Source organism: Microcoleus sp. K5-D4, from assembly GCF_036704575.1.
In the GTDB taxonomy this organism is placed as follows: Bacteria; Cyanobacteriota; Cyanobacteriia; order Cyanobacteriales; family Microcoleaceae; genus Microcoleus.
Genome location: NZ_JAUBSD010000118.1, coordinates 1 through 16974, shown reverse-complemented (window position 1 = coordinate 16974; position 16974 = coordinate 1). Strand labels below are relative to the sequence as shown.

The window sequence follows — 16974 nt, the reverse complement described above, 5'->3', positions numbered from 1 at the left end:
CCACTATGGGGTTGCCGCTGCTGTCTAGGGCGATCGCTCTGACTGTACTATTCGCATTCGGGTTGAAGGTAGCATCCACACTCCCATCGCTATTCAACCGAGCGATTCTGTTGCGGGCTTGTCCCCCGATGGTGGTGAAATTGCCGCCCGCATATATCCAGTCGTTGATGATGGCGGTGCCGTTGGTGGGGGCGGTAGTGATGCTATTCACCGAGACGCGGGAACTCCCGGTGTCGTTGGCGAGCACGTCGATGCTAATGCTAACTTGGGGTGAGTTGACTGTAATGGCTTTGCTGTCTGGGTTAGCGGTGGCTGCTAGGGTGTGGCTGTAGGCTAAAGCCTGAATCGGTGTTGCTTCGATGGAGCCGATTTGTACTTCCAGTTCCCAATCTCCGCCTAGTTTGGCATTGCCCGTAGGGTTGGCAGAGGCGGCGATGTCAGCACCAGTTAATTCACTCAGACGTTGGAGGAAGTGGTTAGGTTTTGTGGGCTTAACACCAGTCGATTTAACACCAGTCCCGTCGAAGGCTAAAACCCCCGTCTGATAGCGAAAGTTCTCTGAAGAGGACTGAATAAATAAATTGTCTTGATTGTCTTGAGTCGGTTTCAACCGACTTAAGCTATGAGACAGGGGTTTTAACCCCTGGCGGATGTGGTGAGTGTGGGGGATGTGGGAGATGTCGGGGCTGTCAATTTTCACCGATACATCGGCGGCGATATTACAGCCATAAAGGAGAATATCAGCACCATTTGTTAATGCTTTGCGCCACTGTTTGAGTTGATGACCGAAACTTTCTATATTGCTGCTGTTGAGTGTATTTGCGCCGAGTTGTACGACACCTGGACTGCCGTGAGAGATAATATGTATTGCTTCTATATTTTTTTCAATTGCGAGCCTTTGAGTAATTTGCTCAATGCCATCCCGCGTTTCATCTAGAATAATTACTTTACCCTTTGGAGAAACGCCGCTAATTAAACTCTGGTAATCTTCAACATTTGAGTCAATAAAGACTAGAATTGAAAGAATTTTTTGCTGTGTCATTATGCTCCCTCTTTATTCTTTAAGTATTATATGTCTCATTCAAATAGGACTTATGCACTCATTAGCATCTAATGGCGAGTCAGATCAAATCCGGTGGCATCGGCATTATAAGTTTATAAGTAAAGCAGGCCGGAAAGCGCACTATCCTAGAGAATCGCGGGCTCTCCGGCCCGCACCACAAATTACATAGTTCTCATGTACTGGGAAATGAGATCATAACATTACCAAGGACTTCCAATCATCGTAAATCCCGCCCAATAATAAGGATGGGAGAGATTTACATTAGTCAGTTCAGCTAATTCTGGCGGCAATTCTAACTCCTTATTTAAGTTTGACAAAATTAAACGGCCATTTTCAATGCGAACTTGACCTTTGAGCATAGCAATTTGAGCCTGCCGCAAGGCTTCGGCTTTAATAGGCGCGACCTTTAAGTGATGGTAAAATTCAGCCATTAACCCTAAAGTACCTTCATCGCTGACGTACCAAAGACTCGCCAAAACTGACTTCACCCCCGCTTGCACAGCTAACCCCGCAAAACCTAATTCGGTGTCATCATCACCCACAGCAGTTTTACAAGCGCTCAACACCAATAACTCAACTTTAGGCGGCTGATTCCACCCTAGTTCGCGCACGCGATCGAGTGTTAGCCTGGTGTCTGATAACTGAATGTAAGAATTGCTCGCTGCTCCTGACTTAAACTCTCCGTGAGTGGCGAGGTGAATAATGCGAAAGGCTTGGGTGGTGCCTTGCGACCTCAGATTGTTGAGAGTAAAGGTTTGGTTGAGGAAGGATTCGCTTTTCCATTCGGAGGCAATAGCCTCAAGTTCTGCGGGCACTGCTGGCAAAGGTTTGTTATCGGTAAATTGCGAGGCCCCCATTGCTAAAACTTCAGCATTTTTAAGGCTTTCATAGTTAGTATCGGTCAAGTTGACGCTGGGAATAAGTCCCATGCTGTATTTTTCTACTAGAAATTGAGAACCATCATGGAGGGCAGCTAAGGGGAGCGATCGCAATCCCGCATCCATACTAAAAAGTAGGGTGTCGATACCTTGAGCTTTTAACTCGGCTTCTAAGGGGGCAATTATCCACTGATAGAGTTGCTGGGATGCTGGCAAATACGTCTGAGTATTGACTTTTATAGGATTAAGGAGTTCTTGCCTGAAATTGGCGGCGACTTGCATCAGAGTTTCGCGCCGGGCGGCGGGGATGCTTTTATGAATTGGGAAACCAGTAGGGGGAACGATAATCAAGTCTAATTGTTCAGGGCGGGCTAAGGCGTAGATAATGGCTGGCTTAGTATTTGTTTGGCTAGCGATCGTTCTAGTTATTTGCTGTATAGCCGTAAAAGATTGCAAATCGCCCCTGACTTGCTGGTTGACGTATGACCCTACTTGTTCGCTATAGAAGATATCGACAAATAAACTGGCTTGAGGGATATCGCCTTTATCAATCTGTTGTGTGATATCGCTAAGACTAACCGTATTTAGAATGATTCCGGCTTGGTTCGTTTTGCTTTCTAGAGGGGATCTTGAGTCGGAAACTGCCGCGTTGCTGTTGCTATTGCTGTTGCTGTTGCTGTTAGCTGATTGCGCGATCGCGTTGGTAATTGAAATATCCGGTAAAGGGAAGGTGGCATCAAGAGACGGAGATAAAGTTGGTGTCGGAGTAGGTAATGGCATCGGCGCTAGCATTTCAGGCGCAATGGAGGGCCCAAGCAATATCGGAGACGGTATTGCTTGTGGAATTGGCGCAGGTGAGGGCGTTGGTTCTGGTATTAAAGATGGCGCGGGTGATGGCGTTGGTTCTGGTATTAAAGATGGTGCGGGTGATGGCGTTGGTTCTGGTATTAAAGATGGCGCAGGTGATGGGGATGCCGTTGGCTGTGGGGTTGGAGATGGTGTCGGTTCCGGTGTTGCTTGTGCAGTTGGAGATGGTGTCGGTTCCGGTGTTGCTTGTGCAGTTGGAGATGGTGTCGGTTCCGGCGTAGGTGATGGTGTAGGAGATGGTGTCGGTTCCGGCGTAGGTGATGGTGTAGGTTCCGGTGTTGGTTCCGGCGTTGGAGATGGTGTAGGTTCCGGCGTTGGAGATGGTGTCGGTTCCGGCGTAGGTGATGGTGTTGGAGATGGTGTTGGTTCCGGCGTAGGTGATGGTGTTGGAGATGGTGTTGGTTCCGGCGTTGGAGATGGTGTAGGTTCCGGCGTTGGAGATGGCGCGGAAGTAATGATAGTAATATTGCCCTGAGTGTAAGTGCTAGGTGTCATTGGCACCGCGAACTGTGGCGAAATTGTCTCCGAACCTGATGCGATCGCTCCTGTCGTCCCATTGGTTGTCGCATCGCCGACAATAAAAGGTGTAGTCGTGCCCCCCGCGTGACTAATCGCGATCGCGCCGCCGCCCGTGCCATTATTAGCGCTGGAAATGCTCGCATTTACACCGTTACTATCTGTAAAAGTGCCGCTGACTGTGAGAAGATTGCCAGCCGTGAGGTCAATACTGCCGCCAGTAGACTGGAGAGTGCCTGTAACGGCGATGTCGGTAGCAGCTTTGAGGGTAATATTGCCACCAGAAGTGGCGATCACATCCAGCCCAATGTCCCCTGCTGATTCCAAAATCACAGGCCCGCCTGCTGTCGAAATCGCTCCCACTCCGATGCTATTGCCCGAAGCAACACCCGGTGAAGCAAAAAATGTCTCCCCTTCGGTGACATTCGGCGGCAGATTCGCAGTATTCGCCAAAGTCGAATTCGCAGTATTCGCCAAAGTCGAAACGCCCGAGCGCAGAATTAAAGCTGCACTACCTGAAAGCACCGCCGCATCTGGATCGGCGGAACCTGACAAAGTAGTATCTGGCCCAGTGATAGTAATATCTCCCGCCGCGATCGCACCTTTTGCTTCTACCTTAAGTGAGGTTCCAGTATAATCACCAAATCTCACATCTCCATCCGAGCTAATAATCGGGTCGTACAAACTCACAAAACTGCCGCCGTTGCCAGACAATGTGAGAATACTTACATTACCACCCGCAGCGAAGTGAGCGTCACCCGAAACATTGCCATTGCTCAATAATGTGATATCCCCGGAGGATTGGAATGCAGGGCTAGGGTAATTTAGCGCAAAGATATCAATATTTTGATTGCCTTGTATAGTAAGATTGCCGCCCGCGATCGCCCTGAAAGCGTTATTTCCATCCCGCACCCGCACCGTATCTCCTGCCAACAGATACAAGTTCTTCTCAGTAAGTACCTGGCTTTCTACCAAAGTGAGATTACGTGCTGCCGAGAGTGTAGCATTCTGACTATTAACAGTAGAACTAGCGATCGCCACATCCCCGCTTTCCACCTTCAAACCCGCCGTCAAAACCACTTCTCCTGCACCGTTAACGGAGATACCAGTAGCAGAGTTCCTACCTGCGCCCGCAAGCAATTGCGGAAGAGACAAAGGCAGAGATAATTGCCCATTCTGTGCCAACAATCCCCCGTCAATAGCTCCTATTTCTAAACTTAATAAATGCCCTTGTTGACTAATCCGAACACCATTCTCACCGGGAACAGCAGCGACAATAATATTACCTTGGGTAGCATTGAGGGAACCAGTGTTGACAACTGTGCCGCCAATTAAAGTTATACTTTGTTCCGGCAAAACAGCTAAATTACCTGCATTGAGGATACTTCCCGGTTGGCTGATATTAAAGTAAAAAGTGTTTGGATTTCCTATCAGCGTACTGTAATCATTCGTCGCTTCGGCAACATTGAACAAACCGGAATCAAAGCCGATGTTAGTAGCAGTAGTAGCTGTAAAAGCAGCCGGAAGATTCAAGCTAGCATTAGGACCAAAGATAATGCCCGAAGGATTGATTAAAAATAGGTTAGGATTGCCGCCACTTACTTGAATTAAACCGTTAATAATAGAAGGATTGCCGCCTACTACCCGTCCTAAGATGTTGCGAATAGCGGGAGTAGAAATAAAATTAGCAATCTGCCCTTCGCTAAGCCCAAACTGTTGAAAACTGTGGAAAAGATTCGCTCCATCTCTAGAAGTTTGGCCGCCTGTGATATTGAAGCGATCGCCGCTAGGCGTGACTGTAGTGCCAGTGCGATCGGGTGCGGGAACAATGGGTTGTCCTTCTACCGCCGCTGTACTCAAAATAGTGGCTGCGATCGCTAGCATTGCAGCACCCTGTATAGAAAAGAAGGCTAGTTTCATTAGGTTTGAGCTGCCAGAGCACGTATCGGACAATTATAACTTTAAGGTATTAGTTGCTCAGTGCGGTCAACTGCGGCGTAAACTTAGCGATTAAGAACCTCGTCACCATCAGGGCGGTTGCTTTACCTGAAAATCACATTCTGCACTCTCAACTCTCACGATCGGTTTTTACTTATTTTTATCCAGCAATAAAGCTATAATTTGTAGTTTTATGCCGTACATTAACTGATAAAAAACGTTTTAAAGCCATAATTTATTATTTTAAAAATAGAGTTTTCTGCGTAATTATGCTGTGTCACACTCCAGGCTGCGTAATGTGGGCTGAAAATCAAAGCAAAAGTGCGATCGACTGCTGAGGCATCCTACCCACTAGGCGATCGAAATCGGGACTACAACAAAGTATTTGCAGGCTATTAGCGAAAAAACTCAACATTTGTTAACAAACCTTATTTTTGCTTTTGTAACGCGCTATGCTCTAGACAAAGCTGGTGCCTTTTGACTTAGCGTTAATTTTTAGCAAAAAAATCAATATGCTCTCGATTCCAGGCGTTACCGTTGTGACACTTCTCTATGAAAGCGCCAACTCTCTAGTTTACCGGGCGATTCGGGAAGCAGATAACCAGCCGATTATCCTCAAACTGCTCAAAGAAAGCTACCCCACACCTGAAGAATTGGTGCGCTACCGCACCGAATACCGCATCACCCGAGAGTTGACAGAGGTGGGAGTGGTGCGAGTTTATGACTTGCAAAAATACCAAAACAGCCTCGTGATGTTTGTGGAGGACTTTGGCGGCGAATCCTTGACAATTTGGATGCAGCAGCGAAAGTTTACTCTAGAAGAATTTTTGATCCTCGCTATTGCCACAACTGAAATTTTAGGGCAAATTCACAGGGCAAACATCATCCACAAAGATATTAACCCTTCTAATATTGTTTACAACCCGGAAACGAAACAATTAAAAATTATTGACTTTGGCATTTCTACTCAGTTAACGCGAGAAACGCCAACCCTGAAAAACCCCAACATTTTAGAAGGAACCTTAGCCTATATTTCACCCGAACAAACAGGCAGAATGAATCGCTCTCTCGATTACCGCACTGACTTTTACTCGCTCGGCGTCACATTTTACCAATTGCTGACAGGAAAACTGCCTTTTGATACAGAAGACGCTTTAGAACTGGTTCACTGCCACATTGCTAGACAGTCAGTTCCTCCGCACGAAATCGAGCCAGAAGTTCCCGTAATTGTGTCTGAACTTGTCAGTAAATTGATGGCGAAAAATGCGGAAAAGCGCTATCAGACAGCAGGGGGGCTAAAGCATGATCTAGAAAGGTGTCTGGTTCAATTACAAGCAACGGGTAACATTGAGCTGTTTGCCTTGGGAATGCGGGATATTACCGACCGTTTCCTGATTCCCGAAAAGCTTTACGGCAGAGAAAATGAAGTTTCTAGTCTATTAGCAGCCTTTGAACGAGTCAGTACAGGTAGCGCCGAAATGATGCTAGTAGCTGGCTTTTCCGGAATTGGTAAAACCGCAGTAGTGAACGAAGTCCACAAGCCGATCGCCCGACAGCGGGGCTATTTTATCAAAGGCAAATACGACCAATTCCAGCGCAATATTCCTTTCAGTGCATTTGTGCAAGCATTTCGGGAATTGATGGGGCAATTATTATCAGAAAGTGATGCTCAATTATACACATGGAGAACCAATATTCTGACAGCATTAGGTGATAGCGGGCAAGTGCTAATTGAGGTAATTCCTGAATTAGAACGCATCATTGGCGCTCAAAGTCCTGCACTAGAACTGTCGGGGACTGCCGCCCAAAATCGCTTTAATTTGCTGATGCAAAAGTTTGTGCAAGTATTTACTACAGCCGAACATCCCTTAGTGATGTTTTTGGATGATTTGCAGTGGGCAGATTCGGCATCCATGAAGTTGCTACAACTGTTAATGCAGGATAGGGGGCATCTGTTGGTGTTGGGTGCTTATCGGGATAATGAGGTGTCACCTACTCATCCGTTTATGTTGACGGTGGATGAGATTATCAAGTCTGGGGCAGTGGTGAATACTATTACCCTGCAACCGTTGAGCCAAAGAGATCTCAATCAGTTGGTAGCAGATACGCTGATTTGTAATTTATCCTTGGCCGAACCCTTGACAGAACTGGTTTATCAAAAAACCCAAGGTAATCCCTTTTTCTCTACTCAATTCCTCAAGGCATTGCATGAAGATGGCCAAATTATCTTTGACTGGGATGTACGGCATTGGCAGTGCGATATTGCTCAAGCTAGACTTACCCACGCCTCGGATGTGGTGGAGTTTATGGCGGTGCAATTGCAGAAGTTGCCTGCCAAAACTCAGGATGTTCTAAAATTGGCGGCTTGCATTGGGGCGCAGTTTGATTTAGATACATTGGCAATAGTCAACGAAGAATTACCCGAACAAACAGCATCAGCACTATGGAAAGCCTTGCAAGAAGAACTCATTTTACCCATTACAGAAGGCTATAAATGCTTCATTCCAACAGATGATCGATCCCATACTGAGTCTATTACCAATCCAACTTATCGCTTCCTGCACGATCGCGTCCAGCAAGCGGCTTATTCATTGATTCCCAGCGACCAAAAACAAGCCACTCATCTCAAAATGGGACAGTTACTGCTAGAAAAATCTTCGGAGAGGGAAAGAGAAGAAAAACTCTTTGATGTTGTGGGACATTTGAATCTAAGTCAAGAGCTAATCGTCCAACTAAAAGAGAGGGAAGCCTTAGCACAACTCAACTTGGTAGCCGGACGGAAAGCTAGAAATTCTAACGCCTACGCTGCGGCAACTATCTATCTGCAAACAGGCATTGAGCTACTAACAGCCAACTGTTGGCAACGCCAGTATGAATTGACGCTAAATCTATATGTTGCCTCCGCCGAAGCCGCTTATTTAAATGGTGACTTTGATGGCATGGAAAAGATGGCAGCACCGGTGTTACAGAATGCACAGACAATCTTAGACAAAATCAAAATTTACGAAATTCAAATTGCCGCACAGACAGCCCAGGGCAAAATATTAGAAGCGATCGCAGTAGCCAGAGATGCACTCTTGCAATTGGGGATTGATCTACCCACCCAGCCTGACGAAGCTTTAATTGGCAAAGCGTTAAAAAACCTTGCTAACCAACTCCAGGGTAGACAGATTGAAGAACTGGTTGACCTGGCTGTGATGACCAATTCCCAGACTCAGGCAGCTATGCAATTGTTAGGAATATTGTTTGCAACTTGTCTCCAGGGAATGCCCAGTTTGCTGCCCCTACTTAGCTCGACGATGGTGACTTTATCCCTTCAGTTTGGGAATGCACCCGCATCGACGGTGGGGTATGCGCTTCACGGCATGGTGTTGTGTGCCTTTTTGGGAGATGTAGAAACGGGCTATGACTTTGGGCAATTGGCACTCTTATTGCTAGATCGGTTCAATGTGCAAGAATTCAAGTCAATAACTCTACTTCTGTTTGCGTGCTTTACTCAGCATCGCCAAGAATCTCTGAGGGCAACGATACCGACGCTAAAAAATGGTCATACGGCGGGCATGGAAACTGGTGATTTTCTCAACGCTGGCTACAACATAAGTATTTACTTTTATGCCAACTTTTTTGGTGGGGTAGAACTAGACACTTGGGAACCAGAAATAGCAGGTTACAGCGCTGCCTTGGCTCAAGTGAAACAATATTCTGCCCAGACTTATGTGGATATGACGCGGCAGGTGGTGCAGAACTGGAGGGAGGTCGTGAATCAACCGGATTGCTTAATTGGATATGCCTACGATGAAACGGTGATGATTCCCAAGCACCATCAGAATAATGAACTCTCTGCGATCGCCATTGCCTATATCTACAAACTACTGCTTGCATACTCATGGGCCAACTACACTGCTTCCCTAGACCACATTGCCCAAGGCCAAGAGTATTTAATGGCAGTATCGGGATTGGTTTTTGTTCCCATTTTCCATTTCTATGCTGCTCTCGCCTACCTGGCGGTGTTTCCCACACAGCCAGAAACGAAGCAAGCTGAAATTCTTGCCCTGATGGAAACCCATCAAACTATTCTGCAACAGTGGGCCCAAAATGCTCCGATGAATCATCTGCATAAATGGTATTTAGTTGAGGCAGAAAAGCATCGAGCATTGGGCAATAAAGCTGAGGCAATTGAAATGTACGATCGCGCCATTTCAGGAGCCAAAGAAAATAAATTCCTCAACGAAGAAGCACTAGCTAATGAACTCGCAGCCAAATTTTACTGGAAATGGGGTAAAGAGAAACTTGCTCAAACCTACATGATTGAGGCATATTATTGTTATGTTCAATGGGGAGTATCTGCTAAGGTAAAAGATTTAGAAACGCGATATCCCGAGTTATTAAAACCCATTCAACCGAGAAATAAAAACACTAAAAATACCGCAAGAGTGACGACAACTGGTTCGGAATCTAACTTAGATATCACCACAGTAATGAAAGCTTCTCAGGCGATTTCCGGTGAAATAATGCTAGATAAGCTAATGTCGAGCTTGATGAAGATTTTGATGGAAAGTGCCGGGGCACAAAGAGGATATCTAATTTTATCAACCCAGGGAAAACTGTTAATTGAAGCTGAAGGGAAAATAAATTCCGAACTCGTCACTGTGTTGAAGTCAATCCCCGTTGAAAATTGTCAAAAACTTTCCAAAGCGATTGTTAATTATGTGGTCCGCACTCAAGAAAGCGTGGTACTAGATGATGCTGCCGGAGAGGGACAATTTACCAACGACCCCTACATCCAAAAGCATCAGCTCAAATCAATTTTATGTGTGCCGCTGATTAATCAATCTCAAATCATTAGTATTGTTTACCTAGAAAATAATCTCACAGCCGGAGCTTTTACCCCAGAAAGAGTGGAATTATTAAAAGTGTTATCTGGACAGGCGGCGATCTCGATCCAAAATTCTAAGCTTTATACAGAAGTCCGCGAAAGTGAGAACAGACTCGCTCAATTTTTAGAAGCAATTCCAGTGGGGGTGTCAGTGCTGGATGCTTCTGGCCAATTTTACTATAGTAATCGCGCAGCTATTCAATTATTAGGTAAAGGAGTTCTTCCTAACGTCACCAGCGAGCAAATACCAGATGTTTATCAAGTCTATAAAGCTGGAACAGAGCAGGAATATCCCTATGCTGAATTGCCGATTGTGCGAGCGCTGAAGGGCGAAAATGCCACCGCTGAGGATATGGAAATCCACCAAGGAAACAAGATTATTCCGATCGAGGGTTGGGGTACACCAATTTATGATGAAAATGACAACATTTCTTATGCAATTGTAGCCTTTCAAGATATCACGGAGCGTAAAAAAGCCGAAACAGAGCGCATTAGATTTACCAATGAACTGTTCCAACTAAACAAAGCTTACGAGCGCTTCGTCCCCAATCAATTCCTCCACTTTTTAGATAAATCAAGCATTATTGATGTGGAATTGGGCGATCAGGTGGAGTTAGAAATGTCGGTACTTTTTTCTGACATTCGCGATTTTACCACGCTCTCGGAAAGTATGACGCCGGAGGAGAATTTCAAATTTATCAATTCCTATCTTTCTCGTATGGAACCCGTTATTAATGAAAATAACGGGTTTATTGATAAATATATTGGCGATGCGATTATGGCGCTGTTTAGCGGCGAGGCGGATAATGCTGTGAAAGCGGGAATTGCCATGTTGGACTGCCTCGTTGAATACAATCAAAATCGCGCCAATTGTGGTTATCCACCGATTCAGATTGGGATTGGCATCAATACTGGAACTTTGATGCTGGGAACGGTGGGCGGACCAAATCGCATGGACGGGACGGTAATCAGCGATGCGGTGAATTTAGCTTCTCGGGTGGAAAGTTTGACGAAAAATTATGGGGTGTCGCTATTAATCACCCAGTCAACTTACTCGCGTTTAGAAAATCCATCTCTGTACGCAATCCGCACCCTCGATACGGTAAAAGTCAAGGGAAAATCTGAATTAGTAACAGTTTATGAGGTGTTTGATGCTGACACGCCAGAAATCAAAGCAGGCAAGTTAGCTACGCTGGAATTGTTTGCAGAAGCGAGGGCAAATTACTTGCAAGGGAAGTTAGCTGAGGCGGCTGGGATGTTTGCCGAGTGTTGGGGTCAGAATCCGGGCGATCGCGTCTCTAAGATTTATTGGGAACGCTGTCAGTCTGCATTGATGAGTCGCAGCACAAAAATTAAAGATCTGCTACACAATTTAGATTAATTGGAACAGTCCCAAACTCGATCGCTACATTGTTGGAGGGGGCTCTCATTTTCATTTTTCACGAGTGGTATTGAGGCGACGGTTGGGTGCAGTCTCGGTTGGAGGGAGTGTGGCTGCTAGCGCTGAATTTGGAGTAAACGGCTAGTTTGTTGCGGCTGCGGGAGTTTTTGGCGGGTAAGCAGAAAGCCTCAGAGTGATGTGAAGGGCGATCGCTTCATTGAGGACGAGGATTAGGTCAAGATCCATCACAGCAGCGATCGCGCGCAAGGAAGGCAAAAGCAAGAGTAACCGAATTTTTCTGGCATTATCTAAACTTATGTCCCTGTGTAAAAACATACCGAAACATATCCTATACTTTTCGCCCAATTCGGTATGCAACATTAGCTATAAGTTTGGGAAAAGTAATTCTCCTTTTCTTGTTAAAATGCTAAAATTAGCTTTAGATGATTAATAGTAAAGCTGGGCAGTGCTTGTGTCAAAAACTGTATATTTATAAATTTCAGTAAAACGTAATCAGCGAGCAGATTTATGTATACTCAACTTTCATTGTGGGAAGAGCCAAAAGCAGAAAGCCAGAAGCACGGTCAGCAATTATCTCTGCCTGATGCCGAAATAATCATGTACCGCGACTTCTTCAATAACAATGAGAGCAACCAGATATTTGCGGAATTGTACGGCACTATTAATTGGAAGCAAGAGGTGGCTCTGCTTTTTGGCAAGCAAGTCGCTATACCGCGACTTAGCGCATGGTACGGAGATGCAGGTAAATCTTACACTTACTCCAAAATAAAAATGGAGCCTAATTTATGGACACCTACACTCATAACAATCAAATCTAAGATAGAAGCAATAGCAGGTACATTGTTTAACAGCGTGTTGCTTAATCTATATCGTGACGGCAAAGATAGCGTAGCTTGGCACAGTGATGATGAATCAGAACTTGGTGAAAACCCAGCGATCGGTTCTGTAAGTTTTGGGGCTACTCGTCGTTTTATGCTCAGGCACAAATACCAAAAAGAAACGAAATTAGAAATTCAATTAACTCCTGGAAGCCTCCTGCTGATGAAAGGAGTAACTCAGCATTTTTGGCAACACCAAATCCCGAAATCAGCCAAAGTTACTGAACCAAGAATTAACCTTACTTTTAGGAAAGTAAGCTAAATGAATTAATGGTAATTGGTAATTTTCCTATGCGTTTATATGGCTTTACTTGCGGTTTTAATAAAAAGATATTGCAACTTTTGTTAACAGTAAAAGTAGCGATTTTCGCACAGCAATAACAGTACCGCCGAATTAGCGATCGCACGGGAGTGCCGCTGCTAAGGCTGAACCTCGATCAAACGGCTAGTTTGTTGCGGCTGCGCGGGTTTTTGGCTGGTCAGCAGAAAGGCTCAGAGTGATGTGAAGGTCGATCGCACTTCTTTTCTCTCAAAGTCTCATTCTTCACGTTTACCGATTTTGCCTGTTAAGGTGTAGTGCATTCCCTTAAGTTTTACCTCATCTTTACTCCCTAACTCTTTCAATTTCCATAACTAACTCGAAGCTAAATGTGATCAAACTATTGACATAAGTTTAGTATCATCTATATTAATAATTCGTAAATAGCTAGATCGGGAGGAATACAAATCTCGACAAAAATAATTATATCTGAAGATAGACGAACCATAAATTCAACACAGCTAGGCTATATAACTAGCATCAAAGAAACTACTTGAAAATAGCTTATAATAAATTGATTAATATAACGAATGATATAAGGAATTTTTAAGTAGAGCTTAAGATAAAAAAAGGAAATTTATGGTACTGAGTATTATTGTTCACGGTGGAGCAAAAACCATCACACAAGACAAGGTTGCAGCCAACAATGCAGGCTGTACCGCAGCAGCAGAAGCTGGTTGGGCAGTGCTCACAAGCGGGGGTACAGCAGCAGAAGCTGTTGAGGCAGCTATCCGGGTTCTGGAAGCTGACCAGACATTTAACGCAGGCTTTGGATCGGTTCTCAACAGCAAGGGAGAGGTAGAGCTAGACGCAGCGATGATGGAAGGCGGTTCATTAGCTTGGGGAGCCCTCGCAAATGTTAAAGGGGTGCGCCATCCCATCTCCGTGGCGCGAAAGATTATGGATAAAAAACCCATGTTCTTAGTAGCGGATCACGCAGAACATTTTGCGGCCGAAAATGGAGCCGAGATGTGTAAAAAAGAAGACTTAATCGCGGATGAGCAACAGGAAGAGTGGGAGGAGGAAAAAGAAGTTATTGACCGCCCCAATACCGTTGGTTGTGTAGCTTTGGACAGCAGCGGCATCTTAGTTGCGGGTACCTCAACAGGCGGCACTATGAATAAGCCCGCCGGTCGCGTCGGCGACAGCGCCATTATCGGCTCAGGCTTGTTTGCTGAAAATGAACAAGGCGCTTGCTCGACCACAGGCGATGGCGAGTCGATTATACCAGTAGTTCTGGCTAAGACGGCGATCGACATTCTAGCGTCCGGCAAGCACCCAGATGAAGCAGCGCAGAAGGCAATTGAGACTCTGGCATCTAAGGTGGCAGGAGAAGCTGGGTGCATCCTCATAGACCCTCAAGGGCGGGTTGGCTGGGCGCATAATTCAACGGACATGGCTTGTGCTTATAGAACGTCAGCAATGGACAAGGTGGCTGTGTTCACTAAGAAAAAACAACTCGTCCATCATTGAAATTATTGAGGTTGCATTCTCCCTAGTTGGAGAGTGTTAAAATTCCGCAACTAATATCTTGTTTCCTAGGTATTAAGTAGCTGGACATCAATAAACATTTTTTCAATTTGTAGGGCGGGCATTGCCCACCCTACTTTTAATTGTGTCGAGCTACTTAGTGGCAGGCAAAACAGTTCAATTCAAACTCGACTTGAAGGTTTCTTCTTATGAACTCAACATACGACTTTCCTTACTTTCAGGGTAATTCTCTTTCTGATTTGTTTGCTGCAGACATCACAGATGCACGTTATGCGTTCATCCTAAATTACCCTGCAACTGCCAGTTGGGCTGCTTACCCCAACAGAAAAAAATACTTTATTCAAGACGGCAGCAGTGAAGCCACCAAAACTTCTTTCGACAAGATTGGTCAGAAGGAACCTTGGAAAAATCTGGCTGTGTTAGGCGATGCCATCCCAGGGATTGTGATTAATCAGCCGCCGAACTCGCTGATGGATTATTGGCGGGAGCATTTTGGCTTCAGCTACAGCAGTATGGAGATGATAGACTGCTCAACTTATCTCGAAGATCTCAGCGTAAGCGATCGCTTTGACAAACTCCTCACTCTATTTCCCTTTGACAATCTCAAACCAGAAAAACACGCCGTCCATCCTGACATCCACTACCACTTGCTCAGCAAAGCCACGCTAGCAGAATTACGCGTGCAATGTCCGAAATACCAAACCTACAATCTGCACGAAGTCAATCTCGAAAGCATTCAGTTACCAGAGCAATTCCCCTACTTGATTAAAACATCGCACGGACTTTCTGGAGAAGGCACTTATATTATCAAAAGCGCCAGCGATCTGAACTACTGCTTGCAGGAAGTGAGGAAATATCTGGATATCAAGTTGCTGGATACGATTATTGTCTCGGAATTTGTCAAGAATGAAGTGCAGAACTACTGCGTGCAGTTCTATGTAAGCAAAACGGGAAATATCACGCTTATCGGCACTACCAGCCAACTTGTCACCCCAGAGGGCAGCTATTTAGGGGGACTGATTCACTACCGCGAAACCGACATGAGTAGGTTTTTTGAGATGATTGCCACTATTGGTAAATATGCTCACCAACAGGGTTATTTCGGCGTTATTGGCTTCGACGTGCTGGAAGACTCTGAGGGACAGTTGTATGCCATAGATGCCAATTTCCGAGTTAATGGCTCGACTCCGCTTTGTGTGCAGCGCCATACCTTACTGGGGCTGGGAAAGGAGGTGGCTCAATATTCCAGTAGCTGGCGAATGGATGGGACTTTGGAATCGATTCTTGTCACGCTGAAACCAGAACTCGCTCGCAAGGACTTGATAATTCTGTCAGCTTTAGAGAAGGTTAAATACGGAAAAATCTACACGGAAATTTACGGGATAGTTGCGGGTGAGGATATGAAGGAAATGCAGCACATCGAGGAGAATTTGCACAGTAAGGGATTGCAGCAATTTGGTTGATATCTACTCTACTGATTGCAGCGGTTGTGCGGTTCAATTAAATGTGCTGGATAAATATTCTTCCAAGGCAAAATCTACTCGGTCGGTTTCTCAAAATAATCTTTAACTCGCTACTCTGCTGATAATTCTTGAATTTTGTTAATAGTCTCTTGGTAATCAGTTGTATTTCCTTGGTACTTGTACAAGTCAGCGGCTTTTTGATAATCTGCGAGCGCCTCTGCTTTTTGTCCTAGGTCAGACTTGGCTAAACCACGATTGTAGTAGGCATGAGCGTTATAGTAACTAAGCTCGATTACCTTACTATAATCTGCGATCGCTGCTTCTTTTTCCCCTAGATTATACTCAGTCAAACCCCGATTGTAGTAGGGATTAGGATTGTAGTAATTAAGCTCGATTACCTTACTATAATCTGCGAGTGCCTGTGTTTTTTCACCTAGAGCAGACTTGGCATTACCGCGATTGTTGTAGGCAACAGCAAGTTTGGGATCGATGTCAATCGCCTGATTATAATCTGCGATCGCCTCTGCTTTTTGCCCTAGGGCAGACTTGGCTAACCCCCGATTTAAGTAGGCATCAGCATAGCAAGAATTAAGGTCGAGCGCCTGATTATAATCTGCGATTGCTTCTTCTGTTTGCCCTAGGGCAGACTTAGCTAAACCACGATTGTTGTAGGCATCAGCATAGCAAGAATTAAGGTGAATCGCCTGATTATAATCTGCGATCGCTTGTTCATTTTCTCCTAAATTATACTTGGCTAAACCCCGGTTGTTGTAGGCAACAGCATCTGTGGGGTTGAGTTCGAGCGCCTGATTATAATCTGCGATTGCCTCTGCTTTTTTCCCTACGTCAGACTTGGAATTACCTCGACGGAAGTAGGCATTAGCACTGTTGTAATTAAGGTCGCTCACCTGAGTATAATCTACGAGTATTTCTTCTGCTGTTTTTAGGGCAGAGTTAGCTACACTCCGAGTGTAGTAAGCATCAGAATAGTTGGGGTTAAGCTCGATCGCCTTCGTATGATCTGCGATAGCCTCTTCTGTTTTTCCTAGGGCAGAGTTAGCTAAACCCCTAGTGTAGTAGGCATCAGCATAATTGGGGTTAAGCTCTATCGCCTGATTATAATCGGATATCGCCTCTTCTTTTTCTCCAAGATCGTACTTGACATAGCCCCGCTCGACGTAGGCAACAGCTAATTTGGGATCGAGCTCGATCGCCTGATTATAATCGGAGATTGCCTCTGCTTTTTGCCCAAGGTCAGACTTGACAATACCCCGATTGACGTA

8 protein-coding genes are annotated in these 16974 nt (G+C 45.3%); 4 read left to right on the top strand and 4 right to left on the bottom strand.

Annotation, left to right across the window (positions count from 1 at the left end):
- Together QUA77_RS26245 and QUA77_RS26240 are read right to left on the bottom strand one after the other, a co-directional pair.
- Positions 1–1042: DUF4347 domain-containing protein (locus QUA77_RS26245; protein ID WP_333453457.1), on the bottom strand; the 1042-nt coding region annotated here is incomplete at its 3' end.
- Positions 1043–1263: 221 nt separating this feature from the next.
- Positions 1264–5208, bottom strand: a complete 3945-nt coding sequence (locus QUA77_RS26240; RefSeq protein ID WP_445242196.1) for a CHAT domain-containing protein — start codon at positions 5206–5208, stop codon at positions 1264–1266.
- Positions 5209–5774: 566 nt separating this feature from the next.
- Here QUA77_RS26240 and QUA77_RS26235 point away from each other — a divergent pair.
- Positions 5775–11519, top strand: a complete 5745-nt coding sequence (locus QUA77_RS26235; protein ID WP_333453455.1) for an AAA family ATPase — start codon at positions 5775–5777, stop codon at positions 11517–11519.
- Positions 11520–11660: 141 nt separating this feature from the next.
- On the opposite strand, the gene QUA77_RS26230 is transcribed toward QUA77_RS26235, so the two are convergent.
- Complete coding sequence (locus QUA77_RS26230; RefSeq protein WP_333453453.1) at positions 11661–11855, bottom strand: hypothetical protein; 195 nt, start codon at positions 11853–11855, stop codon at positions 11661–11663.
- Between the two features lie 192 nt (positions 11856–12047).
- Between QUA77_RS26230 and QUA77_RS26225 the strand changes: the two genes are divergently transcribed.
- From QUA77_RS26225 to QUA77_RS26215, 3 genes are all read left to right on the top strand, one after another.
- Complete coding sequence (locus QUA77_RS26225) at positions 12048–12680, top strand: alpha-ketoglutarate-dependent dioxygenase AlkB (protein ID WP_333453451.1); 633 nt, start codon at positions 12048–12050, stop codon at positions 12678–12680.
- 636 nt (positions 12681–13316) lie between these two features.
- Positions 13317–14210 (top strand): isoaspartyl peptidase/L-asparaginase family protein, encoded by an 894-nt coding sequence (locus tag QUA77_RS26220; protein ID WP_333453449.1) that lies wholly within the window; start codon positions 13317–13319, stop codon positions 14208–14210.
- A 206-nt stretch (positions 14211–14416) separates the two neighbouring features.
- Positions 14417–15691 carry a carbamoylphosphate synthase large subunit gene (locus QUA77_RS26215; RefSeq protein ID WP_333453447.1) on the top strand — a complete coding sequence of 425 codons (1275 nt, stop codon included), beginning with the start codon at positions 14417–14419 and terminating at the stop codon, positions 15689–15691.
- Positions 15692–15801: 110 nt separating this feature from the next.
- Here the strand turns inward: QUA77_RS26215 and QUA77_RS26210 are convergent.
- A partial coding sequence (locus QUA77_RS26210) for a tetratricopeptide repeat protein (RefSeq protein WP_333453446.1) occupies positions 15802–16974 on the bottom strand: 1173 nt, incomplete at its 5' end.

Excerpts from the sequence above, each read along its gene's own strand:
- QUA77_RS26235 (WP_333453455.1), top strand. The coding sequence starts at position 5,775 with ATGCTCTCGATTCCAGGCGTTACCGTTGTGACACTTCTCTATGAAAGC.
- QUA77_RS26220 (WP_333453449.1), top strand. The coding sequence starts at position 13,317 with ATGGTACTGAGTATTATTGTTCACGGTGGAGCAAAAACCATCACACAA.
- QUA77_RS26240 (WP_445242196.1), bottom strand. The coding sequence starts at position 5,208 with ATGCTAGCGATCGCAGCCACTATTTTGAGTACAGCGGCGGTAGAAGGA.
- QUA77_RS26225 (WP_333453451.1), top strand. The coding sequence starts at position 12,048 with ATGTATACTCAACTTTCATTGTGGGAAGAGCCAAAAGCAGAAAGCCAG.
- QUA77_RS26230 (WP_333453453.1), bottom strand. The coding sequence starts at position 11,855 with ATGTTTTTACACAGGGACATAAGTTTAGATAATGCCAGAAAAATTCGG.
- QUA77_RS26215 (WP_333453447.1), top strand. The coding sequence starts at position 14,417 with ATGAACTCAACATACGACTTTCCTTACTTTCAGGGTAATTCTCTTTCT.